We start from the raw sequence: 24,808 nt of genomic DNA, 5'->3' as shown, positions 1-24,808 counted from the left end.
GAGACATACCACTGCACGAAGGGGAAGCCATGACAGCGACGACCGACGGAAGCACCGGGGCCCTGCCGCCCCGCGCTGCCTCGGCCAGCGAAATCCAGCACGAGACGACCCCCGAGGCGGCCGGGACAGTCGAGACCCGAGACGCCGCCACCCGCGCGATGCGGCACGCCACCGACTTCCTGCTCGCACGCCAGGACGCCGAGGGCTGGTGGAAGGGCGACCTGGAGACGAACGTCACCATGGACGCCGAGGACCTGCTGCTGCGGCAGTTCCTCGGCATCCTGGACAAGTCCACCACCCACGCGGCCGGCCTCTTCATCCGCGGCGAACAGCGCGAGGACGGCACCTGGGCCACCTTCTACGGCGGTCCCGGCGAACTCTCCACCACCATCGAGGCGTACGTCGCCCTGCGGCTGGCCGGCGACGCCCCGGACGCCCCGCACATGGCGAAGGCCGCCGCCTGGATCCGTGAGCGCGGAGGCATCGCCTCGGCCCGCGTCTTCACCCGGATCTGGCTGGCCCTGTTCGGCTGGTGGAAGTGGGAGGACCTGCCCGAACTGCCGCCCGAGCTCATCTACTTCCCGAAGTGGATGCCGCTCAACATCTACGACTTCGGCTGCTGGGCACGGCAGACGATCGTGCCGCTCACCATCGTGTCGGCCAAGCGGCCGGTGCGGCCCGCGCCCTTCCCGCTCGACGAGCTGCACACCGACGCCCGCGACCCCAACCCCGTCAGGCCCCTTGCCCCCGTGGCGAGTTGGGACGGCGCCTTCCAGCGCCTGGACAAGGCCCTGCACCAGTACCGCAAGGTCGCACCGCGCATGCTGCGCCGCGCGGCGATGAACAGCGCCGCGCGCTGGATCATCGAGCGGCAGGAGAACGACGGCTGCTGGGGAGGCATCCAGCCGCCCGCCGTGTACTCGGTCATCGCCCTGCACCTGCTGGGCTACGACCTCGAACACCCGGTGATGCGCGAGGGGCTCGCGTCGCTGGACCGTTTCGCCGTGTGGCGCGAGGACGGTGCCAGGATGATCGAGGCCTGTCAGTCGCCCGTGTGGGACACCTGCCTGGCGACCATCGCGCTCGCCGACGCGGGGCTGCCCGCCGATCACCCGCAGCTCGTCAAGGCCGCCGACTGGATGCTCGGCGAGGAGATCGTCCGACCCGGTGACTGGGCGGTCAAGCGTCCCCAACTGCCGCCGGGGGGCTGGGCGTTCGAGTTCCACAACGACAACTACCCAGACATCGACGACACCGCGGAGGTCGTGCTCGCGCTGCGCCGCGTCAGGCACCACGACCCGGACCGCGTGGAGAAGGCCATCGGGCGGGGGGTCCGCTGGAACCTCGGCATGCAGTCGAAGAACGGCGCCTGGGGCGCCTTCGACGTCGACAACACCAGCTCCTTCCCCAACCGGCTGCCCTTCTGCGACTTCGGAGAGGTCATCGACCCGCCGTCCGCGGACGTCACCGCGCACGTCGTGGAGATGCTCGCCGTCGAGGGACTCGCGCACGATCCGCGCACCCGCCGGGGCATCGAATGGCTGCTCGCGGAACAGGAGGCGGACGGCTCCTGGTTCGGGCGCTGGGGCGTCAACTATGTCTACGGCACCGGGTCGGTGGTCCCGGCGCTCGTGGCGGCGGGGCTGCCCGGGTCCCACCCGGCGATCCGCCGGGCCGTGTCCTGGCTCGAAACCGTCCAGAACGACGACGGCGGCTGGGGCGAGGATCTGCGCTCCTACCACGAGGCCGCCGAGTGGAGCGGTCGCGGCGCGTCCACCGCGTCCCAGACGGGATGGGCCCTGCTCGCCCTGCTGGCCGCGGGGGAGCGCGAATCCAAGACGGTGGAGCGCGGGGTCGCCTGGCTCGCGGAGACCCAGCTGTCCGACGGTTCCTGGGACGAGCCGTACTTCACCGGCACCGGCTTCCCGTGGGACTTCTCGATCAACTACCACCTCTACCGACAGGTCTTCCCCCTCACCGCGCTCGGCCGCTATGTCCACGGCGAACCGTTCGCCGGGGTCAAGGGGGGTTGATGAGCGCGACGACGTCCGGCCCGGCACCGCTGCTGATCGCCTGCGCGCTCGGCATCGAGCACCTCGCGCTGCGCAGCGGCGACCGGACCGGAGCCGGCGGGCCCGTCACCGTGCTGCGCACGGGCATGGGGCCCAAGGCCGCCGAACGGTCGGTCACCCGCGTCCTCGCCGACCCGGCGCTGCGCGGGGCCGCCGTCCTGGCCACCGGCTTCTGCGCGGGGCTCGCCCCCGGTATGCACCCCGGTGACCTGGTCGTCGCCGAGGAGACCCGGGACCCGCACGGCACGACCCCGTGCGTGGGCACCGACCTGCTCGTCAGGGAACTCGTGCGCGCCGTGCCGGGGCGCACCGTCCACACGGGGCCGCTCACCGGCTCCGATCACGTCGTCCGTGGTCACGAGCGGTCGGATCTGCTCGCGACCGGCTCCATCGCGGTCGACATGGAGTCGGCGTCGACGCTGCTCAGCGCCGTTCGGGTGGGTGTGCGCCCGGTTGCGGCCGTCCGGGTGGTCGTGGACGCTCCGGAACATGAACTCGTCCGTATCGGCACGGTGCGCGGTGGAATATCAGCTTTCCGTGTTCTTCGTGCCCTTCTTCCCGCTTTTTTTGAATGGCACCGTTCTTTGCTGCTCCCTCGGAGGTGAGCCAGATGGCCATGCCACTTCGGCAGTCCATGAAGGTCGCTGCGTACTTGTTCGAACAGAAGCTCAGGAAGCGGGACAAGTTCGCCCTGCTCGTCGAGTTGGAACCGCTTTTCGCGTGCAACCTGAAGTGCGAGGGCTGCGGAAAGATCCAGCATCCCGCGGGTGTGCTCAAGCAGCGCATGCCCGTGGCCCAGGCGGTGGGAGCGGTACTGGAGTCCGGCGCGCCGATGGTGTCCATCGCCGGCGGAGAGCCGCTGATGCACCCTCAGATCGACGAGATCGTAAGGCAGTTGGTGGCGAAGAAGAAATTCGTCTTCCTCTGCACCAACGCGCTGTTGATGCGCAAGAAGATGGACAAGTTCAAGCCCTCGCCCTACTTCGCCTGGGCCGTGCACATCGACGGGCTGCGGGAGCGGCACGACGAGTCCGTGGCCAAGGAGGGCACCTTCGACGAGGCGGTCGAGGCGATCAAGGAGGCCAAGCGACGCGGCTTCCGGGTCACCACCAACTCCACCTTCTTCAACACGGACACCCCGCAGACCGTCATCGAGGTCCTCAACTTCCTCAACGACGACCTGAAGGTGGACGAGATGATGCTCTCGCCCGCCTACGCCTACGAGAAGGCGCCCGACCAGGAGCACTTCCTCGGCGTCCAGCAGACCCGGGAGCTGTTCAAGAAGGCCTTCGCCGGCGGCAACCGGCGCCGCTGGAGGCTCAACCAGAGCCCCCTCTTCCTGGACTTCCTGGAAGGCAAGGTCGATTTCCCCTGCACCGCCTGGGCGATCCCCAGCTACTCGCTCTTCGGCTGGCAGAAGCCCTGCTACCTGATGAGCGACGGGTACGTGCAGACGTACAAGCAGCTCCTGGAAGAGACCGACTGGGACGCCTACGGCCGCGGCAGGGACGAGCGGTGCGCCAACTGCATGGCCCACTGCGGCTACGAGCCGACCGCGGTGCTCGCCACCATGGGCTCCCTCAAGGAGTCCCTGCGTGCCGCCCGTGAGACCTTCACGGAAAGCCGCGGGTGACGACGTGACCGCCGTGTCCCTGGGCCTCCCCGAGGTGCCGGTCCGGGCGATCGCGGAGCGCCGTGTCTCACGGCGCATCCAGGTCGGACCGGTGGCGGTCGGGGGCGGAGCACCCGTCTCGGTGCAGTCGATGACGACGACGCGTACGTCGGACGTCGGCGCCACCTTGCAGCAGATCGCGGAACTCACCGCGTCCGGCTGCCAGATCGTCCGCGTCGCCTGTCCCACGCAGGACGACGCCGACGCCCTCGCGACCATCGCCCGCAAGTCGCAGATCCCGGTGATCGCGGACATCCACTTCCAGCCCAAGTACGTGTTCGCCGCGATCGACGCCGGCTGTGCGGCGGTGCGGGTGAACCCCGGCAACATCAAGCAGTTCGACGACAAGGTGAAGGAGATCGCTCGGGCCGCGAAGGACGCGGGGACCCCGATCCGCATCGGCGTCAACGCCGGCTCGCTCGACAGGCGGCTGCTCCAGAAGTATGGCAAGGCGACCCCCGAGGCGCTGGTCGAGTCGGCGCTGTGGGAGGCGTCGCTCTTCGAGGAGCACGGGTTCCGCGACATCAAGATCTCCGTGAAGCACAACGACCCCGTGGTGATGGTCAACGCCTACCGGCAGCTGGCGGCGCAGTGCGACTACCCGCTGCACCTCGGCGTGACCGAGGCCGGCCCCGCCTTCCAGGGGACCATCAAGTCGGCCGTCGCCTTCGGGGCGTTGCTGAGCGAAGGCATCGGGGACACCATCCGGGTGTCGCTGAGCGCGCCGCCGGCCGAGGAGGTCAAGGTCGGTATCCAGATCCTGGAGTCGCTCGGGCTGCGGCAGCGCCGTCTGGAGATCGTCTCGTGCCCGTCCTGCGGCAGGGCCCAGGTCGACGTGTACAAGCTGGCCGACGAGGTCACGGCCGGTCTGGAGGGGATGGAGGTCCCGTTGCGCGTCGCGGTCATGGGCTGCGTCGTCAACGGCCCCGGTGAGGCGCGGGAGGCGGACCTGGGGGTCGCCTCCGGCAACGGCAAGGGGCAGATCTTCGTCAAGGGCGAGGTCATCAAGACCGTGCCCGAGTCGAAGATCGTGGAGACCCTCATCGAGGAGGCGATGAAGATCGCCGAACAGATGGAGAACGACGGCGTCGGGTCCGGGGAACCGGCCGTCACCGTGAGTTGATCAGCACGGACCGAGAGGGGGCCCGAGCGTGACGATTCTGGAGAACATCCGGGGACCACGCGACCTGAAGGCGCTGGCCGAGGCGGAGATCGGTGAACTGGCCGAAGAAATACGGGAGTTCCTGGTGCACGCGGTCGCCAGGACCGGCGGTCACCTTGGGCCCAATCTGGGGGTGGTGGAGCTCTCCATCGCGCTGCACCGGGCCTTCGAGTCACCCGGTGACCGCATCCTGTGGGACACCGGCCACCAGAGCTATGTGCACAAGTTGCTGACCGGACGTCAGGACTTCTCCAAGCTGCGCGGCAAGGGCGGCCTGTCCGGCTACCCGTCGCGCGAGGAGTCCGAGCACGACGTCATCGAGAACAGCCACGCCTCCACGGCGCTCGGCTGGGCGGACGGGCTCGCCAAGGCCCGTCAGGTGCAGGGGGAGAAGGGCCATGTCGTCGCCGTCATCGGAGACGGCGCGCTCACCGGCGGTATGGCATGGGAGGCCCTCAACAACATCGCCGCGGCCAAGGACCGCCCGCTGATCATCGTCGTCAACGACAACGAGCGCTCCTACTCGCCGACCATCGGCGGCCTCGCGAACCACCTCGCGACACTGCGCACGACGGACGGCTACGAGAAGGTGCTCGCCTGGGGCAAGGACGTGCTGCAGCGCACGCCCGTCGTCGGCAACACCCTCTACGAGTCGCTGCACGGCGCGAAGAAGGGATTCAAGGACGCGTTCGCGCCGCAGGGCATGTTCGAGGACCTCGGCCTGAAGTACGTCGGGCCGATCGACGGGCACGACGTGGGCGCCGTGGAGTCCGCACTGCGCCGCGCGAAACGTTTCCACGGACCTGTGCTCATCCACTGCCTCACCGAGAAGGGCCGCGGCTACGAGCCGGCGCTCGCACACGAGGAGGACCACTTCCACACGGTCGGCGTGATGGACCCGCTCACCTGCGAGCCGCTCGCCCCCTCCAACGGACCGTCCTGGACCTCCGTGTTCGGCGACGAGATCGCGCGGATCGGGGAGGAGCGCGCCGACGTCGTGGCGATCACGGCGGCCATGCTGCACCCCGTCGGACTCGGCAAGTTCGCCGAGCGGTTCCCCGACCGGGTGTGGGACGTCGGGATCGCCGAGCAGCATGCCGCGGTGTCCGCGGCCGGACTCGCCACCGGCGGTCTCCATCCCGTCGTCGCCGTCTACGCCACCTTCCTCAACCGCGCCTTCGACCAGCTCCTCATGGATGTCGCGCTGCATCGCTGCGGTGTCACCTTCGTCCTCGACCGGGCCGGTGTCACCGGGGTCGACGGCGCCTCGCACAACGGCATGTGGGACATGTCGATCCTCCAGGTCGTACCGGGTCTCAGGATCGCCGCGCCGCGCGACGCCGACCAGCTGCGGGCCCAGCTGCGCGAGGCGGTCGCCGTCGACGACGCGCCGACGCTCGTCCGCTTCCCCAAGGAATCGGTCGGCCCCGCGATTCCCGCGGTCGGCCACGTGGGCGGGCTGGACGTCCTGCACCGGGCCGAGGGGACACCGCAGGTCCTTCTCGTGGCCGTCGGGGTGATGGCGCCGGTCTGCCTCCAGGCCGCCGAACTCCTGGAGGCACGCGGCATCGGCTGCACGGTCGTCGACCCGCGCTGGGTGAAGCCCGTCGACCCGTCGCTGCCCGGGCTGGCCGCCGAGCACCGGCTCGTCGCCGTCGTCGAGGACAACAGCCGGGCATCCGGGGTCGGCGCGGCGGTCGCGCTGGCGCTCGGGGACGCGGAGGTCGACGTCCCGGTACGGCGGTTCGGCATCCCGGAGCAGTTCCTCGCGCACGCCAAGCGCGGTGAGGTGCTGGCCGACATAGGCCTGACGCCCGTCGAGATCGCCGGGCGGATCAGTGCCGGACTGGCCGTCAAGGAAGAGCTCTCCAAGGAGAAACAGGAATGACCGAACCAGCGGCGAAGGGGGAGTTCGACCTCGGCGCGCTCCTCGCCGAACGCGGAGCCGAGCGCTACGAGTTGCACGGCAAGTATCTGAACCACCAGCTCCCCCGGATGCTGCACACCATCGGCTTCGACAAGGTCTACGAGCGCGCCGAGGGGGCGCACTTCTGGGACGCGGACGGCAACGACTACCTGGACATGCTCGCCGGGTTCGGGGTGATGGGCCTGGGCCGCCATCACCCCGTGGTCCGCAAGGCGCTGCACGACGTCCTCGACGCCTCGCTCGCCGACCTGACCCGCTTCGACTGCCAGCCGCTGCCGGGCCTGCTCGCGGAGCGGCTGCTCGCCCACAGCCCGCACCTGGACCGGGTGTTCTTCGGCAACAGCGGCACGGAGGCGGTCGAGACCGCGCTGAAGTTCGCCCGCTACGCCACCGGGAAGCCGCGGGTCCTGTACTGCTCGCACGCTTTCCACGGGCTGACCACCGGCTCGCTGTCGGTGAACGGCGAGGACGGCTTCCGTGACGGCTTCGCACCGCTGCTTCCCGACACGGCCGTCCCGCTCGGCGACCTCGACGCGCTGGCCCGGGAGCTGAAGAAGGGCGACGTCGCCGCGCTGATCGTCGAGCCCATCCAGGGCAAGGGCGTCCACGAGGCACCGCCCGGCTACCTGCGCGCCGCCCAGGAGCTGCTGCACAAGCACAAGGCGCTGCTCATCGCGGACGAGGTGCAGACCGGGCTCGGGCGGACCGGGGACTTCTACGCCTACCAGCACGAGGACGGGGTCGAGCCCGACCTGGTGTGCGTGGCCAAGGCCCTGTCCGGCGGATACGTGCCGGTGGGCGCCACCCTCGGCAAGGACTGGATCTTCAAGAAGGTCTACTCGTCCATGGACCGGGTCCTCGTCCACTCGGCGAGTTTCGGGGCGAACGCGCAGGCCATGGCGGCGGGGCTGGCGGTCCTGTCCGTCATGGAGAACGAGCAGATCGTGGCGAACGCACGCGCCACGGGGGAGCAGCTGAAGTCCCGGCTCGGCGCGCTCGTCGACCGGTACGAACTGCTCGGTGACGTACGCGGCCGGGGGCTGATGATCGGCATCGAATTCGGCCGCCCCAGGTCGCTGAAGCTGCGCAGCCGCTGGACCATGCTGCAGGCCGCCCGCAAGGGGCTGTTCGCCCAGATGGTGGTCGTGCCGCTGCTGCAGCGGCACCGCATCCTCACCCAGGTCTCGGGCGATCATCTGGAGGTGATCAAACTGATCCCGCCGCTGATCGTCGACGAGCGGGACGTGGACCGCTTCGTGGAGGCCTTCACCGCGGTGATGGACGACGCGCACAGCGGCGGCGGCCTGATGTGGGACTTCGGCAAGACGCTGGTGAAGCAGGCCGTGGCGAACCGCTAGCGGCGCCGGCAGAACCACGCCGGGCGCTCCGTACCAGGGTGCTCGCCGAACCGCGCCGGGCACTCCGTACCGGCGGCGGGCTCCCACGACGAGCCCGCCGCCGGTGCGCGGGGCCGGGTGGTGTTTGCCTCAGAGGCAAGAAATTTGCCCCAGAGGTAACGGTGCGGCTCAATGGAGGGCATGAACCCTGTCGAGGGTAGCGACCCTTCCGCTCCGCAGGCGGCAGAGGGGACTGCCGCCGAGCTCCCCGCCGTCGCGCCCCAGCTGCGCGAACTGCGCCGCCGTGCCGCCCTGACGCTGGAGGCCGCGTCCCGCGCGGCCGGGCTGTCACCCGCCCATCTCTCCCGTCTGGAGACCGGGCAGCGCCAGCCCTCGCTCCCGATGCTGCTCGCGCTCGCCCGCGTCTACGGTACGACGGTTTCCGAGCTCCTCGGCGAGACGGTCGCCGAGCGGCACGCGATCGTGCGCGCCGCCGACATGGAGCCGACACCGGCCGGCGGCTGGACGTACTGGCAGGCCGGGGCCCCGGGCCGCGGCATGCAGGCCCTGCGGGTGCACGTCCCGCACGGCTCGCAGGGCGACATCGTGCGCGTCCACCCCGGCGAGGAGTGGCTGTACGTCCTCACCGGGCGACTGAGACTGCGACTCGGGGACACCGCGCACACGCTCGGGCCGGGGGACAGCGCGCACTTCGACTCGCTCACCCCGCACCGCATCGCCGCCGCCGACCCCGGCGGGGCCGAGATCCTCTTCGTACACACCTTGCTGCAGAGTCCGACCGCCGCGCTGTGCCTCGGCCCGGTGGCGGGACACCTCACCCCGGGAGAGCCGTCATGACCGAACCCACACCGCCCAGGCCCCGCAAGTCCATGGAGGAGAAGTTCCCCCGTGCGCTGTGGGTGCGGCTGATCATCTACGTCGCTGTCGGCCACCTCTTCGCGGCCTTCATCTATCTGCTCTTCACGCTGGGCGCGCAGAGCCAGTAGACGTGCCGGGCCGGAGGGCCGGCCCGGGGCCGCGTCAGTCCAGCAGGCGCTCGCGCAGGCGGTCCCGCACCTGCGGGGTGACCCGCAGCGCCTGCTCCAGGTAGGTGTCGACGCCGCCCCAGGTCTCCTCGATCGTCTCGAAGGCCGCCGTGAGGTACTCGGCGCGCGCGTCGAACAGCGGGCTGAGCAGCTCCATGACCTCCGGGGAGTACGCGGAGGGGGAGGAACTGCTGCGGTGCACCTTGTAGCGGCGGTGCTTGGCGTTCGACTCCAGGTAGTCGGCGACGATCGCGTCGCGCTCGACACCGAGGGCGAGGAGCGTCACGGCTATGGACAGGCCCGCGCGGTCCTTGCCCGCCGCGCAGTGCATCAGCGCGGGCACGCTGTCCTCGGCCAGCGCGTGCAGCACCTGGGAGTGCTCTGTCGTGCGCTCCTTGATGATCGTGCGGTAGGAGACGACCATCCGGTTCGCGGCCTTGCCGTCCGAGAGGATCGCGCGCAGCTGGTCGAGGTCGCCGTCACGGACCATCTTCCAGAACTCGGCGCCGTCGGCCGGGTCGGTGAGCGGAAGGTTCACGTTCCGCACGCCCGGGAGGTCGACGTCGGGGCCCTCCAGCTTCTGGTCCGAGGCGTTACGGAAGTCGAAGATCGTGTGCAGGCCCAGTGAGGAGAGGAAGGTGGCGTCCTTCTCGGTCGCGTGCGCGAGGTGGCCGCTGCGGAACAGCCGACCCTGTTTCACCCGCCGGCCGTCGACGGTGGGCAGGCCGCCCACGTCCCGGAAGTTGCGCACTCCGGCCAGCTCGGGCTCGGTCGACGGGACCTGCTGCGTCACGTGAACTCCTCACATTCGGCCGCCGGCGCCGCCAGGTCCTGCCCGGTGGCGTGTGTCGACGGGTTGCGCTCTCGACCATACGACATGGGTTCCTGAGGCAATGAGTTGTCCACAGGCGTTGCCCGCGGGGCACGGCCGCCGGGAACATGTCGGTGTCTGACCGTGGCCGTTCGGATCCGTGGGGGACTGATGATCGAGACCGGCGCGGACGGTCGCACCTGGCTGCTCTCGGGGCCGACGAGCAGCTACGCGGTGCGGCTCACCGACCTCGACGAACTGCTCCACCTGCACTGGGGCCCGCGGATCTCGCTCGCCGACGCCGAGTCGCTGGCCGCGCTGCCCGCACCGCCGTACCGGCCCTTCGAGTCGCTGCTCGACGGCCGTGAGGAGTACCCGGTCGAGGGCGGGCCCCGCTTCGTGCGCCCCGCCCTCTCCGTGCGGACCGAGGAACGCCGGGGGACCGAGTGGCGGTTCGAGGGGGCCGGTGACACAGGTCACGGGCACGGAGACGACGAGCTGGCCCTGTGCTTCGCGGACTCCGGGCTCCGCATCACGCTGCACTACCGCATGCGCGGCGACGTGATCGAGCGCTGGGCCGCCCTGGACAACGACGGACCTCCCGTGGAGCTGCTGCGCGCCGACTCGGCGACCTGGACGCTGCCCGAGCGCGACGGCTGGCGGCTGTCCCAGCTGCACGGCCGGTGGGCGGCCGAGTCCCGGCTGGTGCGCTCCCCCCTCACCTACGGGGAGAAGGTCATCGGCAGTCGGCGCGGCCACACCGGGCACCAGCACCTGCCCTGGGTCGCGCTGGACACCGAGGCCACCGAGGAGAGCGGCGAGGTGTACGGATGCGCTCTCGGCTGGTCGGGGTCCTGGCGGATCGCCGTGGCGCAGCTGCCCGACGCCCGGGTGCAGATCACCGGCGGCGCGGGGTACGACGACTCGGGGCTGCTGCGCCTGGAGGCGGGGGAGTCCTTCACCACCCCGGTCTTCGCCGGACTCTGGAGCGCCGGCGGATTCGGCGGGGCGAGCCGGACCTGGCACGCCTACCAGCGGGAGCACGTCGTCCCGGACGCCGGCCGGGACCGTCCGGTGCTCTTCAATTCCTGGGAGGCCACCACCTTCGACATCGCCGAGGACCAGCAGATGGCGCTGGCGCGGCGGGCCGCGGAGATCGGTGTCGAGCTGTTCGTGGTCGACGACGGCTGGTTCGGCGCGCGCACCGGCGACCGGGCCGGGCTCGGCGACTGGACGCCCAACCCGGACCGTTTCCCCGCGGGGCTCAAGCCGCTCGCCGACCATGTCCACGCGCTCGGCATGGAGTTCGGGATCTGGGTGGAACCGGAGATGGTCAATCCGGACAGCGAGCTGTACCGCGCGCATCCGGACTGGGTCCAGTTCCAATCGGGGCGGACCAGGACGGAGTACCGCCATCAGCTCGTCCTCAACCTGGCCCGCCCGGACGTCCAGGAGTATTTGTGGGAGCAGCTCGACCGGCTGCTCTCCGGCGCGCCGGTCGACTATGTGAAGTGGGATTTCAACCGCTGCTTCACGGACGCGGGCTGGCCCGGCGAGCCCTATCCGCAGAAGCTGTGGGTCGAGCACGTGCGGGCCCTGTACGCCCTCCTCGACCGGCTGCGGGCCGCGCACCCCGGTGTCTCCTTCGAGTCCTGCTCCGGCGGTGGCGGCAGGATCGACCTCGGCATCATGGCCCGTACGGACCAGGTGTGGACGTCGGACAACACCGACCCGCTCGACCGGCTCGCCATCCAGTACGGCATCAGTCAGATCCATCCCGCACGGATCATGGCCGCCTGGGTCACCGACAGCCCGAACACCCAGCTCAACGGCCGGGTGAGCACCCTGCGTCCGCGGTTCGTGAGCGCGATGGCGGGGGTGCTCGGCATCGGCGGGGACCTGTCCGCGTGGAGCGAGGAGGAGCTCGCCGAGGCGCGGGAATGGATCGGCCTCTACAAGGAGATCCGCCCCGTCGTGCAGCGCGGGGACCTCTACCGTCTCCGCCCTCCGGAGGGCGGCCTGAGCGCCGTGCAGTACGTCCACGGCGACGAGACGGTGGTGCTCGCCTGGCTCCAGGCCCAGCGGTACGGCGAGCCGGCCGCTCCGCTCCGACTGCGCGGACTCGACGCGACACAAGGGTACGAATGCCGTGAAACGGGCGAAATCCATCGAGGTGCCGTGCTGCTGCACCACGGACTGCGGACGGGCCTGCGGGGAGACCTCGATGCCGTAGTCATCCGACTGTGTCGCATATGACCGTTCTGTCGAAATCAGGACCTTCGTTCCAACTGGCCCTGGATTGGGGAGCCGTGCGCTGGGTCGCGTGAGCAGCGTCATATTCGTGACGATGCGTCGCAGCCGGCTTTTCGCAACGCGCCCGTGTCCACGGGCTTGTTGGGCCGGGCAAAAGATCATCTCTTCACGGAGTGTGACGGGCATTTCCGACATGGATCAAGAAAGGTGGGCGCGCGAAAAAATCACCTGCTTGTGGCCGCGCTCTCGTCTCGCTTACGTTCGCCCTCACTCCGGACGGACGCCCAATCCTGCCGCCGGCCGGAATCCGCACACAGACCCGCACGCGGCAGGAGCGGGGGACCCAAGGTTCCATGCCTGTTCCGGTCTCCGGAACGGCTAGGGGTACAGCCACGCACACGCGTGGCCGGGCATCTCCAGCCCGCACCCGACAGCTCACCTCGCAGGCGCCGGAGAGGAACTCGTCATGCCCGCGAAGGGTAAGCACCGCCGTCCCAAGTCCCCCCGCTTCGCCCGCTCGATCGCCGTTGCCGGAACCGGTGGCGCCGCACTCGCGCTGCCCCTGCTGGGCGCCACGGGCGCCCATGCCGCGACCCCCGCCGCCGCCGCGCAGAAGGCGGAAAAGGTCGTGACCGCCGCTCCCGTCGCGGCGAAGAAGGTCGCCGGTACCAAGACCTACCGCGTCGAGGCCGGCGACTATCTCGCGAAGATCGCCGCCGAGCAGAGCGTCCGCGGTGGCTGGAAGAAGCTGTACTCCGACAACCGCTCGGCCATCGGCGGCGACCCGGCGCTGATCCACCCGGGTCTGAAGCTGGCGATCGGCGCGAAGGCCGTGTCCGCCGGGGCCACCCAGTCGTCCGCCCCGGCCGCGAAGACCGAGGGCGCCCCGGCCGCGAAGACCGCCGGCGCCCCGGCGCCCCAGGCCGCCGCGAAGAGCTCCTCCGGCTACACGCTGCCGGTCGCGGGCGGCAGAGTCGGCACCTCCTACAAGGTGGCGGGCAGCATGTGGTCCAGCGGCTACCACACCGGCGTCGACTTCGTGGTCCCGACCGGCACCACCATCAAGTCCATCGCCGCCGGAACCGTCGTCTCCGCCGGCTGGGGCGGCGCCTACGGCAATCAGGTCGTCATCCAGCACGCCGACGGCAAGTACTCCCAGTACGCCCACATGTCGGCCCTGTCCGTGTCCGCGGGCCAGGCCGTGACCCCCGGCCAGCAGGTCGGCCTCTCCGGCGCGACGGGCAACGTCACCGGACCGCACCTGCACTTCGAGATCCGCACCACGCCGAACTACGGCTCCGACGTGGACCCGGTCGCCTACCTGCGCTCGCACGGTGTCGCCGTCGGCTGACACCTCCCGCAGTCCCCGGCGCCCGCCGCTTCCTGCCACGGACGCCGGGTCCCGCTCCTGACGGCGGGACCCGACGTCCACGAGGCAGGACCGCCTCCGAAGGCCGGACCCCCGATCCCCGGGGTCCGGCCTTCGGTGCGTCGGCACGTCAATACGGCGCCACCGGTGCCGGATTGCGGTCCTCCACGTGCGGACTCGGTCAACGCTCCTGATCAGGGCCCTATTCCGGATTGACCAATACTTGACGAGTGTCTTATCTCACCATCCGTCAACCCTTCCTTACGGTCGCGTAGCTCACATCGAAAGGTGAATCATGGCCCGACGTGGCAGACGATTCGAAGAGTGACAACAGATCAGTGATCGGGTCGTACGTGGCGGTGGGGGACAGCTTCACCGAGGGCGTCGGCGACCCCGGTCCGGACGGGGCCTTCGTGGGCTGGGCCGACCGTTTCGCGGTGCTCCTCGCGGACCGGCGCGCCGAGGGCGACTTCAACTACACCAATCTCGCCGTGCGCGGGAAACTGCTCGACCAGATCGTCGCGGACCAGCTCGGGCGCGCCAAGGAACTCGCCCCGGACCTGGTCTCCTTCTGTGCGGGCGGCAACGACATCATCCGGCCCGGCACCGACCCCGACGAGGTCGCGGAGCGCTTCGAGCGCGCGATCGCCGACCTCACCTCCGCCGTCGGCACCGTCATGGTGACCACCGGCTTCGACACCCGTGGCGTGCCCGTGCTCAAGCACCTGCGCGGCAAGATCGCCACGTACAACGGACACGTGCGGGCCATCGCGGACCGCTACGGCTGCCCCGTGCTCGACCTCTGGTCCCTGAAGACGGTTCAGGACCGCCGTGCCTGGGACGGCGACCGGCTGCACCTCTCGCCCGAGGGGCACACCCGGGTGGCGCTCCGCGCCGGTCAGGTCCTCGGTCTCGACGTGCCGGCCGACCCGGACCAGCCCTGGCCGCCGCTGCCGCCCCGCGGCACGCTCGAAGTGCGGCGCGACGACATCCACTGGGCGCGCGAGTACCTGGTCCCGTGGATCGGGCGCCGGCTGCGCGGCGAGTCGTCGGGTGACCATGTGGCCGCCAAGGGCTCCCTCTCCCCGGACGACATCAAGATGCGCATAGAGGCGGTCGCCTGAGCCGCACCGACGCCGGCGGAGTCCGCCGACGGTGGCTCGACCAGTGAGGTGACAGCGCGGGAGTGGCGTGGGGCGGAGCGCGGCACGCGGTGCCGGGATGACCGCGAACCGCCCCCGGGTCCCGAGGGGCGGGGCCCGAAGGAGACCTCGATGCCCGCCGGGACGCGGGCCGCATCCAGTCCGTCGTCTTCGAGGTGGCCGACCCCGCCCCGCTGCACACCGCCGCCCGTGAGGCCGCGCACGAGAAGGCACTGCAGTACGCGCGCCTGGGCGGCCACCGGCTCGGCCGACTGGTGTCCCTCACCGAGGACGGCGGCGGCGAGTCCCGTCCGGTACCGATCGCGGCGGCGGCCTTCGACCAGGGCGGGGCGGTGCCGGTCGCGCCCGGAGAGATCCGGGACACGATCACGGTCACGGCGGTGTACGAACTCGGCTGAGCCGACGCCGAGGACGGCTGCGGCTGCGACACCGCCGCCGGCGCGTTCAAGGGGCAGTCGTACGCCGAGGCGGGGCGTGCACCGTCGACCGCTCGCGGGCGGGGCTCAGCGCACCGCCGCCACCAACGCGGCCCGCTCCAGGCCCAGTTCGCGTGCAAGGGCCTCGTCCACCCACTCGTGGGTGCGCGCCCGTGACACCGCGCCCGCGTACGCCGTCATCTGGACGGCAAGACCGTCCAGCAGCGCGGTGAGCCGCAGGGCCGCGCCGGTGGGGTCCGGGCAGTGGAACTCGCCCGCGGCCACGCCTTCCGCGATCACCTCGGTGAGCGCGGCCTTCCACTGCTTGTCGAGATCACGCGTGACCTCCCGCAGCGCGGGCTCGCGCAGCGCGGCGGCCCAGCCCTCGATCCACAGCCGCCAGCCCTTGGCCTGCCCGGTCGGCGCGTACCAGCGCACCGCGGTTCGCAGCCGGCGCAGCGCGGTCGTGCGCCGGCCGAGCAGTTTGCGCAGATGGGCGAGGTCGTCCTCGGCCGCGTAGGTGAACGCGGCGGCGACCAGCTTCTCCTTCGTCGAGAAGTGGTACAGCACCAGCGCGTTGCTCACCCCGAGCACCGAGGCCACATCGGCGATCCGCACCGCCGCCACACCCCGCGCCTCGATCTGCTCGACGGCGGCCCGCAGCAACTCCTCGCGCCGCTCCGCCACGCTCAAACGCACTCTCGCCACGCCGCAACCCTAGTCCCTCGCCCCCGGTGATGCGGGCGCAGGGCGCCATTGCGGGGCCCCTTCGGGAGTGCGAACGCGACATCCTCGGCCGGGCGTCCCCCCGCCCCGGCGCCCGGCCCGCGGCACGTGGCCCGCCCGGCCCGCTGATGTCGGACCCCTTGACACCGTCGCGCGACGGGGACCACAGTACGGCAACTACTGACTGTTCATTCAGTCAGTAGGCGTGTGTCAAGGCGATGTGTGCCCCGTCCGTACGTCCCCGTAGCGCCGCAGGAGTCCATCGTGACCCAAGCACCGAGCACCCCGACGCCCCGGCCCGAACCCGACCCGCCCGACCTCTCCGAGGGCTGGGGCGAACAGCGTTCCCGACTGCGCAAGGACCTGCGCCGACTCGACGTGCTGTTCTTCCTCATCTGCACCCTCGTCGGCCTCGACACGATCGGCTCGGTCGCCGCCCAGGGGCCCGAGGGCCTGACCTGGATGGCGATCCTCGCGCCGGCCTTCTTCCTCCCGTACGGCCTGCTCGTCGCCGAACTCGGCTCCGCCTTCCCGGTGCAGGGCGGCCCCTACGTCTGGACGCGCCTCGCCTTCGGACGGCTGGCCGCCGGCGTCAACCAGCTCCTGTACTGGATCTCCAACCCCGTATGGGTCGGCGGCAGTCTGTGCATCATCGCGCTGACGACCTGGGAGGAGTTCTTCACCCCGCTGCCCGGGCTCTGGAAGTACGCGGCCGGGATGCTGTTCATCTGGGGCGGCGCCCTCGCGGTCGTCCAGTCGGTGCGGATCGGCAAGTGGGTGCCGATCGCCGGAGCCGTGGCCCGCATCGTCCTGCTCGGCTTCTTCCTCGTCTCCGTCGCGGTGTACGCGGTCCGGCACGGCGTCCACGCCCTGCCCGCCGGTGACTTCACCCCCACGTACACCGGATTCGTCGCCCTCGTGCCCGTCCTGATCTTCAACTACGTCGGCTTCGAACTGCCCAGCTCGGCGGCGGAGGAGATGAGGAACCCGCGACGCGACATACCGCTGTCCATCCTGCGCTCCGGGCTGGCCGCGCTGCTGCTCTACGGCGGTCCCATCCTCGGCATCCTCTTCGTCCTGCCGGGCGAACGGATCGGCAGCCTCGGCGGGTTCATCGACGCCTGCAAGGCCGTGTTCACCGTCTACGGAGGCTCGATCGCCGCGGACGGCACCGTCACGCTGACCGGAGCCGGTGCCGTCTTCGGCGGCATCGCGGCGGCAGGACTCGTCGTCGGTCTGCTCACCTCCGGCGTCACCTGGGCCATGGGCGCCCACCGGGCGCAGGCGGTGGCCTGCGCGGACGGCGCGGGACCGGCCTGGCTCGGACACATCTCGGAGAAACACGGGACGCCGGTCCGGGTGAACATGCTCTCCGCCGTCCTCGCCTCGGTTCTCTTCGTGGTCGCCCTCAACCTCACGGGCGGCGACGGCGAGAAGTACTTCGCGGCGGGCCTCGGCCTCACCATCTGCACGACGTTCATCTCGTACGTGATCACCTTCCCGAGCCTCGCCGTGCTGCGCCGCAAGTACCCCTCGGTTCCCCGGCCGTACTCGGTGCCGGGCGGGCTGCTCGGCGCCCGGCTGGTCAGCGCGCTGGCCACCGTGTTCGTGGCCTTCACCGTGGTGGTGCTCGTCTGGCCCGGCTTCGGTGTCGGCTGGTTCGGCACGGCGGGCAGCGCCGCGGACTCGCTCCCCGAGTCCTTCGCGGGGCAGCGGCTGCAGTACACGCTCAGCCAGGTGGTGCCGCTCGTGCTGTTCGTGGGCATCGGGGTCGCCTGCTACGCGGCGGGTGCGCGGACCCGGCGGGAGAAGGGCTAGGGGGGGGCCGCCGGAACCGGCCGGCCGGAGCGGAACCGGCCGGTGCGCGTCGCGCGCCGCCGGAACCGACCGCACCCGTCGGCCCGAACCCGGTCCGGCCGGTTCCGGCGGCTCCGCGTGATCAGTCGACGAACTGGTAGTCGGCCTGGATGCGGCCGTCCTCGCCGAGGACGAGGAACTCCAGTCCGCCGCCCGTCACCCGGTCCTCGCCCCGGTCGAAGGATTCCCAGCGGAACGTGACGACGTCCCGGAGCACGCGGGCGGGCTCCTGGATCCTGAAGAGGTACGTCCCCGGGGCCACGAACTCCTCGTACGCGCGGGTCACGCGCGCGTGCAGTTCCTCGTGGCCGCGGGCCTCCAGGACGGCGGTGCCGAAGCCCAGGGCCACCGCCCGGTCGTGCATCTCCTGCGGAGGGCGCAGGACGTGCAGGCCGTCCTCCGCCCAGAGGTCGTGGACGGTCTTGCGGCGGATCTCGGGGTCGGGCTCGTTCCAGACGCCGATGTAACGCTCGATCAGGTCCTGCGCGTCGAAGGCGGGCATGATGCTCCTCGTGCGGGTCGGTGCACCGGCCGCGGCGGCCGGCGGGTTCTCGCGATGTCACGACTCTGCTCGCGGCCCGCCCGCGCCTCAATTCCCGGCAGGGAATGGCCGTTGGGGTGCCGTGCCGGGCGTCGCGGACCCGGCCTGATCCGAACGACACCCCCTGGCTAGGCCAGGACTCCGTGGGCGTCCAGGGCGATCGCCCCGCCCGGGTGTGCCAGCAGTGGGTTGACCTCCAGCTCCGCGAGCTCGGGATGCTCGGCGGCGGCTCGGGCCACCGCGCACACGGCGTCCGCGACGGCCCGGAGGGACACGGCCGGCGCACCGCGCCAGCCGGTCAGCAGGGGTGCGTGCCGCAGCTCGGCGAGCAGGGCACGCGCGCGTGCGGCCGTCAGCGGGGCCGGCGCGAGCGCCGTGTCGGCCAGCAGCTCCGCCGTGACGCCTCCGACGCCCACCATCGCCACCGGACCGAAGGCCGGGTCCCGGCGCACCCCCACGATCAGCTCATGGGCGTGCTCGGGCGCCACCATGGCCTCGACGGAATATCGGCCGGCACCGGTCGCGGTCCGCATCCGCCACAACGCTCCACGCAGGCTGTCCGCGTCGGCGAGGCCGAGGGCCACTCCGCCCGCCTCGGTCTTGTGGGCCGGGCCCATCGCCTTGAGCACCACCGGGAACCCGATGTCGCGTGCCGCGGCGACCGCCTCGTCGGCGGAGGTGACGAAACGGGTCGCCGGGAAGCGGAGTCCGTGCGAGGACAGGAGCGCGCGGACGGTCTCGTAGGAGCCGTCGGCCACCGTGGGCGCGGCAGGGGGCGGATCCTGAAGCGCCTCCGGGGCTGCCCACTTCGTCCTCAGACGGGCGACTCCGGCGAGTGCCGTCGCCGCCTGCTCGATGCGTTCGTACACGGGCACCCCACGCCCGCGCAGCACGGCCAGCGCGGGCGTGTCCCGGGCCATGGTGTGCACGAGCAGGGCACGGCCCGACGCGTCGGCGGCGTCGGCCAGTTCACCCGCGACCTCGCACTCCCGCCCGGCCTGGGCCGGGTTGGCGCTCGCGTAGTCCCCGAAGTACCCGGTGAGGACGACCGCGTCGGCGTCTCCGCCGTGGAGCAGGGCACGGGCCACGCGCGCGTAGGTACCGAGATCGGCCTCGCCGGCGCCCGCGAGGTCGACGGGGTTGAGACGGCCGGCCCCGGGCGGCAGCGCCGCCGACACCTCGTGCGCCGTGCGCGCGGACAGACGGGGCACGTCGAGGCCGCGTACGGCGCACGCGTCGGCGGCGAGAGCGCCCTGACCGCCGCTGTCGCCCACGACGGCGACCCGGTACGCGTGCGTGCCGGATCGGGGAGCGGCCCCCGACAGGAGACACACCGCCGTGTCGACCAGTTCGCCCGCCGAGTCCAGCAGCAGGGCGCCCGCGTCCCGGCACACCGCGGCGACCGTGGCGTACGGGCTCACCAGCGCGCCGGTGTGGGAGGCGGCGGCGCTCGCCGAGGCCGCGCTCCGGCCGACCGTCAGCAGGAGCACCGGCTTGCCGGCGTCATGCGCGGCCGCGAGGACGCGGGCGAGGCGGCGCCCGTCGCGGAAGTCCTCGACATACGCGGCGATGACGCGCGTCGGGTCATGGGCGACCAGGGCCTCCAGCGCGTCCGCCACGTCGATGTCGCGCTGGTTGCCCAGCGAGACGAAGCGGGAGAAGCCCTGCCCCGCGCGTGCGAGGAGACGGCCGATCTCCAGGGCGAGGTTCCCGCTCTGTGACACCAGACCGACGGCGCCCACCGGGAACTCGCCCCAGCTGAGCCGAAGTTGCGTGCTCGCGTCGACAAGTCCCATGCAGTTGGGGCCCAGCAGTCGGGCCCCGCCACCGGTCACCAGCTCGGCGAGCGCCCGCTCCTCGGAGCTGCCGCCGCCCGCGCTGATGACGGTGAAGCAGCGGGTGCCGACGGCGAGTCCCTCCGCGACGACGGCCCGTACCGACGCTGCGGGCACCGCCACGACGACATGTTCCGGTGCGTCGGCCAGGCCGGTCAGAGCGGGCCTGAACGGCACTCCGTCCAGGCTGCCGCCGCGTCGGTTCACCAGGTGGACCGACCGGCGGCCACGGCCCGACAGGGCCCCCTTCGCCAGCCAGTAACCCCACTTCTCGGGGTTGCCGGACGCGCCGACCACGGCGACCGAGGCCGGGTCGAAGAGGGCGGCCAACGGCGCCTCGGCCGTCATCCGTACCACCCGAAGCGCTCGGCGATCACCGGCAGCCGATCGGTGACGATGGCGTGCGCGGCGGCCCGCGGCGTCGTCCCGTCGGCCTCGGCGCGGGCCAGCATCTGGTCGATCAGGGCGCGCATGGAACGCCTTGTGTACGTGAACGCCTCGTCCGCGTCGGCGCCGATGTCACCGAACAGCGTCCACCACCACCAGGCGTTCGTACCGGAGTTGACGACGACGTCCGGGAGGACGGTGACCCCGCGCGCGGCGAGCGACTCCTCCGCCTCCGGCAGCACGGGCATGTTGGCCGCTTCGACGATCCAGCGCGCGGTGATCCGCCGCTGGTTCGCGCCGTCGATCGCGTACGAGACGGCCGCGGGCACCAGGACCTCCGCGTCGGCGGACAGCCAGGCGTCGCCCGGCAGTTCACGGTCGACGGGCCGCAGCGCCGAGCGGTCGACCGTCCCGTACACGTCCCTGGCCGCGAGGAGCGCCTCCACGTCGAGGCCCTCGGGGTTGGCGATCGTGCCCTTGACGTCGGCGACGGCCACCACGCGCAGCCCCGCGCGCGACAGGAAGCGCGCCGTGGCGCCGCCCATGGTGCCGAGCCCCTGCACGGCCACCCGCGTGCCCGCGTACGGCACCCCCGCGCGGTCCAGCGCCGCGAGCACCGATTCCGCGACACCGCAGCCGCCCACCAACTCGTCGAGCCCGATGCCGTCGACCTCGACCGCGAAGGCGTCCGCGAGCCGTCGCCGGGCCGTGGCCTCGTCGTCGAGCAGCGGATACACGGCCTGGATGGAGGAGACCAGCCCCGCCTCCTCGACGGCACGGTCGACCAGGTCCTGGGTGAGGCCGAGGTCCTCACCGGTGGTCCAGAAGCGCTCGATGTACGGGCGCATGGCGCGCAGGTAGCGCACCAGGATGCCGTACGCCGCCGGGTCCTGGGGGTCGCAGTCGATGCCGCCCTTCGCGCCGCCCAGCGGGACGTAGCGCCCCTCGGGGTTGTAGTGCAGCGCTTCCTTCATGGTCATGCCGCGGGCGAGCCCGGCAACCTCGTCCAGCGTGCATCCCGGGCGCATGCGGAGACCGCCGCTGGAGACGCCGCGCACCAGCCGGTCGACCACGAGGAAACCCTGGCGGCCGGTGACGTGGTCCGTCCAGGTGAGTGACATCAGGGGGGCGGTCATGGGGTCTCCTCGGGGATGGTGATCAGGGTGGGGCCGGGGGTGCGCAGTGCCTCGGTGAGGGCGGTCGTCAGCTCCCGCGGGTCACGCACGCGCGTGCCCTGCCCTCCGTAGGAGCGGGCCAGGGCGGGCAGGTCGACCGGCGCGAGATCCACCGCGGTGGGGGTGTCACCCCGCGCGGCCATCTCGTCGCGGATCTCTCCGTAGCCGCCGTTGTCGAACACCAGCACCGGCAGGGGAAGCCCGAGCTGCGCCGCGGTCGCCAGTTCCTGCACCGTGAACTGGAGGCCGCCGTCGCCGCTGAGCGCCACCACCTGGCGATCCGGGCACGCCACCTTGGCGCCGATCGCCGCGGGCAGCGCGTAGCCGAGCGTGCCGAAGCCGGTCGGGTGAAGATAGCGGCCCTCGGGGCCAAGCGGGAGGTGGGGGAGGGCTCCGTAGTAGCAGCACTGGGCGCTGTCCGAGGTGATGACCGCGTCGTCGGCGAGGACGGCACGGACCGCCCGCAGATACGGCAGCCACCGGGCGTCGCGTGCGGAGGTCTCGGCGTCGCGGGCCGCCCGCAGGAGCCGCGCCGCGCGGGCGGGCTCCGTGTCGTCGGGGACCGCTGCGCCTCGCTCCGGGGCGTCCGGAACCAGGGCGGGCACGCCGTCCGCCGGCCGGCGGGTGTCCCCTTCGGGGGCAGGGGCGCACCCCGGTTCTCCGCCGAGGGGCACGCGCGCGTGCCCGCGAGAGGCGGGGAGCAGCGCCGTCACCTCGGGCAGCAGCGCGCGCAGGCAGACCTGTGCGTCCCCGACGATCTCCACGTCGGCGGCCGCACCGGCGTACATCTGGTCCGGGTCCACGTCGACGCGGATCAGCGTGCCGCCGAGGGCCGGGGGCGGGGACCACAGGTCGGACTCGGCGAGCTCGGTCCCCACCGCCAGCACCACGTCACACGCCGCGAGCCACCGCTGGACGGACGGGCTGTGCAACGAGACGCCGAGGGACAGCGGGTGGTGCTCGGGGACGATCCCCTTGCCGTTGGCCGTCGTGACGACGGGCGCGCCGAGCCGCTCGGCGAGTGCGAGAACCGACGCGGACGCGCCGCGTGCCCCGCCGCCGAGGACGAGCGCCGGACGGCGTGCCGAGGCCAGCACCTCGGCGGCCTCGCGTACGGCTCCCGCGCCGGGCGCGGCGGGCGCGACGGCCGGGGCGAGGCGTACCGGCCCGGCCTCCTCGGCGGTCTCCAGCAGGTCCAGCGGCACCTCGATGTGCACGGGGCGGGGCCGCCGCGCGGTGAAGAGCGTGAAGGCCCGTGCCACGGCCGCGTCGATCTCCGCCACCGAGGAGACCCGGTGGCTGAACGCCGCCACCCCGCGCATCGCCTCGGTCTGGCTGCGCATCTCGTGCAGCAGACCGGTCGCGAGCCGGGGGTGGCGCAGGGGCATGCCCGGCGACACGACCAGCAGCGGCACGCTGTCGGAGTAGGCCTGCCCCACGGCTGCCGCCGCGTTCAGCAGCGCGGGCCCGGTCGTCGTGATCACCACGCCGGCTCGCCCCGTCACGCGCGCGTACCCGTCGGCCGCGTACCCGGCGCCCTGCTCGTGGCGCGGCAGGGTGTGCCGGATGCCGTACGCGGACAGGTGGCGGTAGATCTCCAGGTTGTGCGTCCCGGGGATGCCGAAGACGTGGGTCACGGTGTGCGCGGACAGGGCCCGGACGAGCGCCTCGCCGCCGGTGAGGCGCACGGGTGCCTCGCCCCCGGGGAGGCGGACGGGTGTTTCGCTCCCGGGGACGGGGACGGGGACGGATGTTTCGTCCCCGGGGACGGGCGCTGCGCCGCCGGCGCCGCCGACGGCGGCCACGCCGTCGCTGAGGGGTCCGGTCATCACAGGCTCCGCGAGACGACGAGCCGCATGATGTCCGAGGTCCCCTCCTCGATCTCCTCCAGCTTGGCGTCGCGCATCCACTGCTCGACCGGGTACTCCCGTGAGTAGCCCCAGCCGCCGAGCGTCTGGACGGCGGCCCAGGTGCACCAGGCGGCGGTCTCGGACGCCGTCAGCTTGGCCATCGCCGCCTCCGCGGTCGCGTCCAGGCCGGCGTCGAGGCGCTTGGCGGCCCGCCAGGTCATCAGCCGGGCCTGCTCCACGCGTGTGCGCATGTCGGCCAGCCGGAAGGCGACCGCCTGATGCTCGATGATCGGCCTGCCGAACTGCCGACGCGTGCGGGCGTAGTCGCGCGCGTACTCGTACGCCGCCCGCGCCACCCCGGTCGCCGCCGCGCCGAGGACCGTGCGGGAGATGTCGAAGGTGCGCATCAGCCCGCGGAAACCCTCGCCCTCCCCGCCGAGCCGGTGCTCGGCCGGGACGTGCGCGTCGTCCAGGAACATCTCGCGGCAGACGATGGCGCGCTGCCCCATCTTGCGCATGGGCTCCCCGAAGGAGACGCCCTCGGTGTCCTTGCGGAGCAGGAACGCGGTGACCCCGTCGGCGCGCCGCGCGGGGTCGGTCTTGGCGAAGACGACGTACTGCTCCGCCTCGCCGGCGTTCGAGATCCACGCCTTCTGGCCGTTGAGGCGGTACCCGGTGCCGGTGCGGTGCGCCGTGGTGACGATGGAGGCCGCGTCGGAGCCCGCTCCCGGCTCCGTGGTCGCCAGCGCGGTCATGGGGGTGCCGGGGCCCGTGAGCGGCGTCAGCCACTCCCGCTGCTGTTCCTCGGTGCCGAGTTCCACGACCGGATCGGCGAAGAAGCCGTTCGAGCACAGCAGATTGCCGATGCCCAGGTCACCGACGCACAGCTCCTCCTGCACCAGGACCTGGGTGAACACGTCGGTGAAGCCGCCACCGCCGAACTCCTCGGGCAGCATGAAGCCGGTGATCCCGACCTCGGCGGCCTTGCGCCACAGGTCCCACGGCGTCTCGACGTCGGCCTCGTCGACCGCGCGGGCCCGCGGACGGATCTCGTCCCGCGCGAAGGAACGCGTCAGTTCCACGATGTCGCGCTGCTGCGCGCTGAGCGGGACCAGCTCGGTGGGGAGGTCGGACATGGTGCCTCCAGGTGCGGACGGGGCGACGGGGCCGGGGGTGATCGGAGGACCGGAGGGCCGAAGGACCGGGGAT

General features: G+C 71.9%; 20 protein-coding genes and 1 riboswitch. Of the genes, 13 read left to right on the top strand and 7 right to left on the bottom strand.

Annotated features, from left to right (window positions below; genetic code table 11):
* The first annotated feature begins 29 nt into the window (after nt 1-29).
* The 8 genes from shc to ACZ4IF_RS07335 all read left to right on the top strand — a co-directional run bounded on the left by shc (nt 30) and on the right by ACZ4IF_RS07335 (nt 9,177).
* A complete protein-coding gene (gene shc / locus ACZ4IF_RS07370; protein WP_467560409.1) occupies nt 30-2,033 on the top strand; it encodes a squalene--hopene cyclase in 2,004 nt (667 codons plus the stop codon).
* Nucleotides 2,033-2,677, top strand: coding sequence for a phosphorylase family protein (locus tag ACZ4IF_RS07365; RefSeq protein ID WP_345655830.1), 645 nt, complete (start codon nt 2,033-2,035; stop codon nt 2,675-2,677). The genes shc and ACZ4IF_RS07365 overlap by 1 nt, the downstream gene beginning before the upstream one ends.
* Before the next feature lie 5 nt (nt 2,678-2,682).
* Nucleotides 2,683-3,705, top strand: a complete 1,023-nt coding sequence (hpnH, locus tag ACZ4IF_RS07360) for an adenosyl-hopene transferase HpnH (RefSeq protein ID WP_028798885.1) — start codon at nt 2,683-2,685, stop codon at nt 3,703-3,705.
* 4 nt (nt 3,706-3,709) lie between these two features.
* Nucleotides 3,710-4,867 (top strand): flavodoxin-dependent (E)-4-hydroxy-3-methylbut-2-enyl-diphosphate synthase, encoded by a 1,158-nt coding sequence (gene ispG / locus ACZ4IF_RS07355; RefSeq protein ID WP_095937884.1) that lies wholly within the window; start codon nt 3,710-3,712, stop codon nt 4,865-4,867.
* Between the two features lie 28 nt (nt 4,868-4,895).
* Nucleotides 4,896-6,794: a 1-deoxy-D-xylulose-5-phosphate synthase gene (gene dxs, locus ACZ4IF_RS07350; protein ID WP_467560405.1), complete on the top strand. Its 1,899-nt coding sequence runs from the start codon at nt 4,896-4,898 to the stop codon at nt 6,792-6,794.
* Nucleotides 6,791-8,191, top strand: a complete 1,401-nt coding sequence (locus tag ACZ4IF_RS07345; RefSeq protein WP_467560403.1) for an aspartate aminotransferase family protein — start codon at nt 6,791-6,793, stop codon at nt 8,189-8,191. Before dxs ends, ACZ4IF_RS07345 begins: the two co-directional genes overlap by 4 nt.
* A 180-nt stretch (nt 8,192-8,371) precedes the next feature.
* Nucleotides 8,372-9,028 (top strand): helix-turn-helix domain-containing protein, encoded by a 657-nt coding sequence (locus tag ACZ4IF_RS07340; protein ID WP_467560401.1) that lies wholly within the window; start codon nt 8,372-8,374, stop codon nt 9,026-9,028.
* 32 nt (nt 9,029-9,060) lie between these two features.
* A complete protein-coding gene (locus tag ACZ4IF_RS07335) occupies nt 9,061-9,177 on the top strand; it encodes a DUF6126 family protein (RefSeq protein ID WP_467561099.1) in 117 nt (38 codons plus the stop codon).
* A 34-nt stretch (nt 9,178-9,211) separates the two neighbouring features.
* Here the strand turns inward: ACZ4IF_RS07335 and ACZ4IF_RS07330 are convergent, their stop codons facing one another.
* Nucleotides 9,212-10,009 carry a tyrosine-protein phosphatase gene (locus tag ACZ4IF_RS07330; RefSeq protein WP_467560399.1) on the bottom strand — a complete coding sequence of 266 codons (798 nt, stop codon included), beginning with the start codon at nt 10,007-10,009 and terminating at the stop codon, nt 9,212-9,214.
* 189 nt (nt 10,010-10,198) lie between these two features.
* On the opposite strand from ACZ4IF_RS07330, the gene ACZ4IF_RS07325 reads away from it, so the two are divergent.
* From ACZ4IF_RS07325 to ACZ4IF_RS07310, 4 genes are all read left to right on the top strand, one after another.
* The gene (locus ACZ4IF_RS07325; protein ID WP_467560397.1) at nt 10,199-12,283 is read left to right on the top strand and encodes an alpha-galactosidase; all 2,085 of its coding nucleotides are present in this window, start codon (nt 10,199-10,201) and stop codon (nt 12,281-12,283) included.
* A gap of 285 nt (nt 12,284-12,568) precedes the next feature.
* A riboswitch (cyclic di-AMP (ydaO/yuaA leader) is annotated at nt 12,569-12,742 on the top strand.
* Nucleotides 12,743-12,746: 4 nt separating this feature from the next.
* On the top strand, nt 12,747-13,631 hold the full coding sequence (locus tag ACZ4IF_RS07320; RefSeq protein WP_467560395.1) for a peptidoglycan DD-metalloendopeptidase family protein: 885 nt from the start codon (nt 12,747-12,749) through the stop codon (nt 13,629-13,631).
* Between the two features lie 356 nt (nt 13,632-13,987).
* Nucleotides 13,988-14,773, top strand: a complete 786-nt coding sequence (locus tag ACZ4IF_RS07315) for an SGNH/GDSL hydrolase family protein (protein WP_467561097.1) — start codon at nt 13,988-13,990, stop codon at nt 14,771-14,773.
* 173 nt (nt 14,774-14,946) lie between these two features.
* A complete protein-coding gene (locus ACZ4IF_RS07310; protein ID WP_467561096.1) occupies nt 14,947-15,210 on the top strand; it encodes an SIMPL domain-containing protein in 264 nt (87 codons plus the stop codon).
* Nucleotides 15,211-15,315: 105 nt separating this feature from the next.
* On the opposite strand, the gene ACZ4IF_RS07305 is transcribed toward ACZ4IF_RS07310, so the two are convergent.
* Complete coding sequence (locus ACZ4IF_RS07305) at nt 15,316-15,936, bottom strand: TetR/AcrR family transcriptional regulator (protein WP_467560393.1); 621 nt, start codon at nt 15,934-15,936, stop codon at nt 15,316-15,318.
* Nucleotides 15,937-16,218: 282 nt separating this feature from the next.
* On the opposite strand from ACZ4IF_RS07305, the gene ACZ4IF_RS07300 reads away from it, so the two are divergent.
* The gene (locus tag ACZ4IF_RS07300) at nt 16,219-17,772 is read left to right on the top strand and encodes an APC family permease (protein ID WP_467560391.1); all 1,554 of its coding nucleotides are present in this window, start codon (nt 16,219-16,221) and stop codon (nt 17,770-17,772) included.
* A gap of 121 nt (nt 17,773-17,893) precedes the next feature.
* Here ACZ4IF_RS07300 and ACZ4IF_RS07295 read toward each other — a convergent pair whose 3' ends face one another.
* The 5 genes from ACZ4IF_RS07295 to ACZ4IF_RS07275 all read right to left on the bottom strand — a co-directional run bounded on the left by ACZ4IF_RS07295 (nt 17,894) and on the right by ACZ4IF_RS07275 (nt 24,735).
* Nucleotides 17,894-18,313, bottom strand: coding sequence for a hypothetical protein (locus ACZ4IF_RS07295; protein ID WP_467560389.1), 420 nt, complete (start codon nt 18,311-18,313; stop codon nt 17,894-17,896).
* Nucleotides 18,314-18,480: 167 nt separating this feature from the next.
* The gene (locus ACZ4IF_RS07290; RefSeq protein ID WP_467560387.1) at nt 18,481-20,535 is read right to left on the bottom strand and encodes an acetate--CoA ligase family protein; all 2,055 of its coding nucleotides are present in this window, start codon (nt 20,533-20,535) and stop codon (nt 18,481-18,483) included.
* On the bottom strand, nt 20,532-21,710 hold the full coding sequence (locus ACZ4IF_RS07285; RefSeq protein WP_467560385.1) for a glutamate dehydrogenase: 1,179 nt from the start codon (nt 21,708-21,710) through the stop codon (nt 20,532-20,534). The genes ACZ4IF_RS07290 and ACZ4IF_RS07285 overlap by 4 nt, the downstream gene beginning before the upstream one ends.
* A complete protein-coding gene (locus ACZ4IF_RS07280; RefSeq protein ID WP_467560383.1) occupies nt 21,707-23,578 on the bottom strand; it encodes a thiamine pyrophosphate-binding protein in 1,872 nt (623 codons plus the stop codon). The genes ACZ4IF_RS07285 and ACZ4IF_RS07280 overlap by 4 nt, the downstream gene beginning before the upstream one ends.
* Nucleotides 23,578-24,735: an acyl-CoA dehydrogenase family protein gene (locus ACZ4IF_RS07275; RefSeq protein ID WP_467560381.1), complete on the bottom strand. Its 1,158-nt coding sequence runs from the start codon at nt 24,733-24,735 to the stop codon at nt 23,578-23,580. Before ACZ4IF_RS07275 ends, ACZ4IF_RS07280 begins: the two co-directional genes overlap by 1 nt.
* Nucleotides 24,736-24,808: the final 73 nt, after the last annotated feature.

This window comes from Streptomyces sp. NPDC025784 (genome assembly GCF_055558435.1).
Note: the sequence above shows the minus strand (reverse complement) of the source record. Positions and strands in the feature narration are given on the sequence as shown.

Excerpts from the sequence above, each read along its gene's own strand:
- shc (WP_467560409.1), top strand. The coding sequence starts at position 30 with ATGACAGCGACGACCGACGGAAGCACCGGGGCCCTGCCGCCCCGCGCT.
- ACZ4IF_RS07365 (WP_345655830.1), top strand. The coding sequence starts at position 2,033 with ATGAGCGCGACGACGTCCGGCCCGGCACCGCTGCTGATCGCCTGCGCG.
- hpnH (WP_028798885.1), top strand. The coding sequence starts at position 2,683 with ATGGCCATGCCACTTCGGCAGTCCATGAAGGTCGCTGCGTACTTGTTC.
- ACZ4IF_RS07345 (WP_467560403.1), top strand. The coding sequence starts at position 6,791 with ATGACCGAACCAGCGGCGAAGGGGGAGTTCGACCTCGGCGCGCTCCTC.
- ACZ4IF_RS07340 (WP_467560401.1), top strand. The coding sequence starts at position 8,372 with ATGAACCCTGTCGAGGGTAGCGACCCTTCCGCTCCGCAGGCGGCAGAG.
- ACZ4IF_RS07335 (WP_467561099.1), top strand. The coding sequence starts at position 9,061 with ATGGAGGAGAAGTTCCCCCGTGCGCTGTGGGTGCGGCTGATCATCTAC.
- ACZ4IF_RS07325 (WP_467560397.1), top strand. The coding sequence starts at position 10,199 with ATGATCGAGACCGGCGCGGACGGTCGCACCTGGCTGCTCTCGGGGCCG.
- ACZ4IF_RS07320 (WP_467560395.1), top strand. The coding sequence starts at position 12,747 with ATGCCCGCGAAGGGTAAGCACCGCCGTCCCAAGTCCCCCCGCTTCGCC.
- ACZ4IF_RS07295 (WP_467560389.1), bottom strand. The coding sequence starts at position 18,313 with ATGCCCGCCTTCGACGCGCAGGACCTGATCGAGCGTTACATCGGCGTC.
- ACZ4IF_RS07290 (WP_467560387.1), bottom strand. The coding sequence starts at position 20,535 with ATGACGGCCGAGGCGCCGTTGGCCGCCCTCTTCGACCCGGCCTCGGTC.
- ACZ4IF_RS07285 (WP_467560385.1), bottom strand. The coding sequence starts at position 21,710 with ATGACCGCCCCCCTGATGTCACTCACCTGGACGGACCACGTCACCGGC.
- ACZ4IF_RS07280 (WP_467560383.1), bottom strand. The coding sequence starts at position 23,578 with ATGACCGGACCCCTCAGCGACGGCGTGGCCGCCGTCGGCGGCGCCGGC.
- ACZ4IF_RS07275 (WP_467560381.1), bottom strand. The coding sequence starts at position 24,735 with ATGTCCGACCTCCCCACCGAGCTGGTCCCGCTCAGCGCGCAGCAGCGC.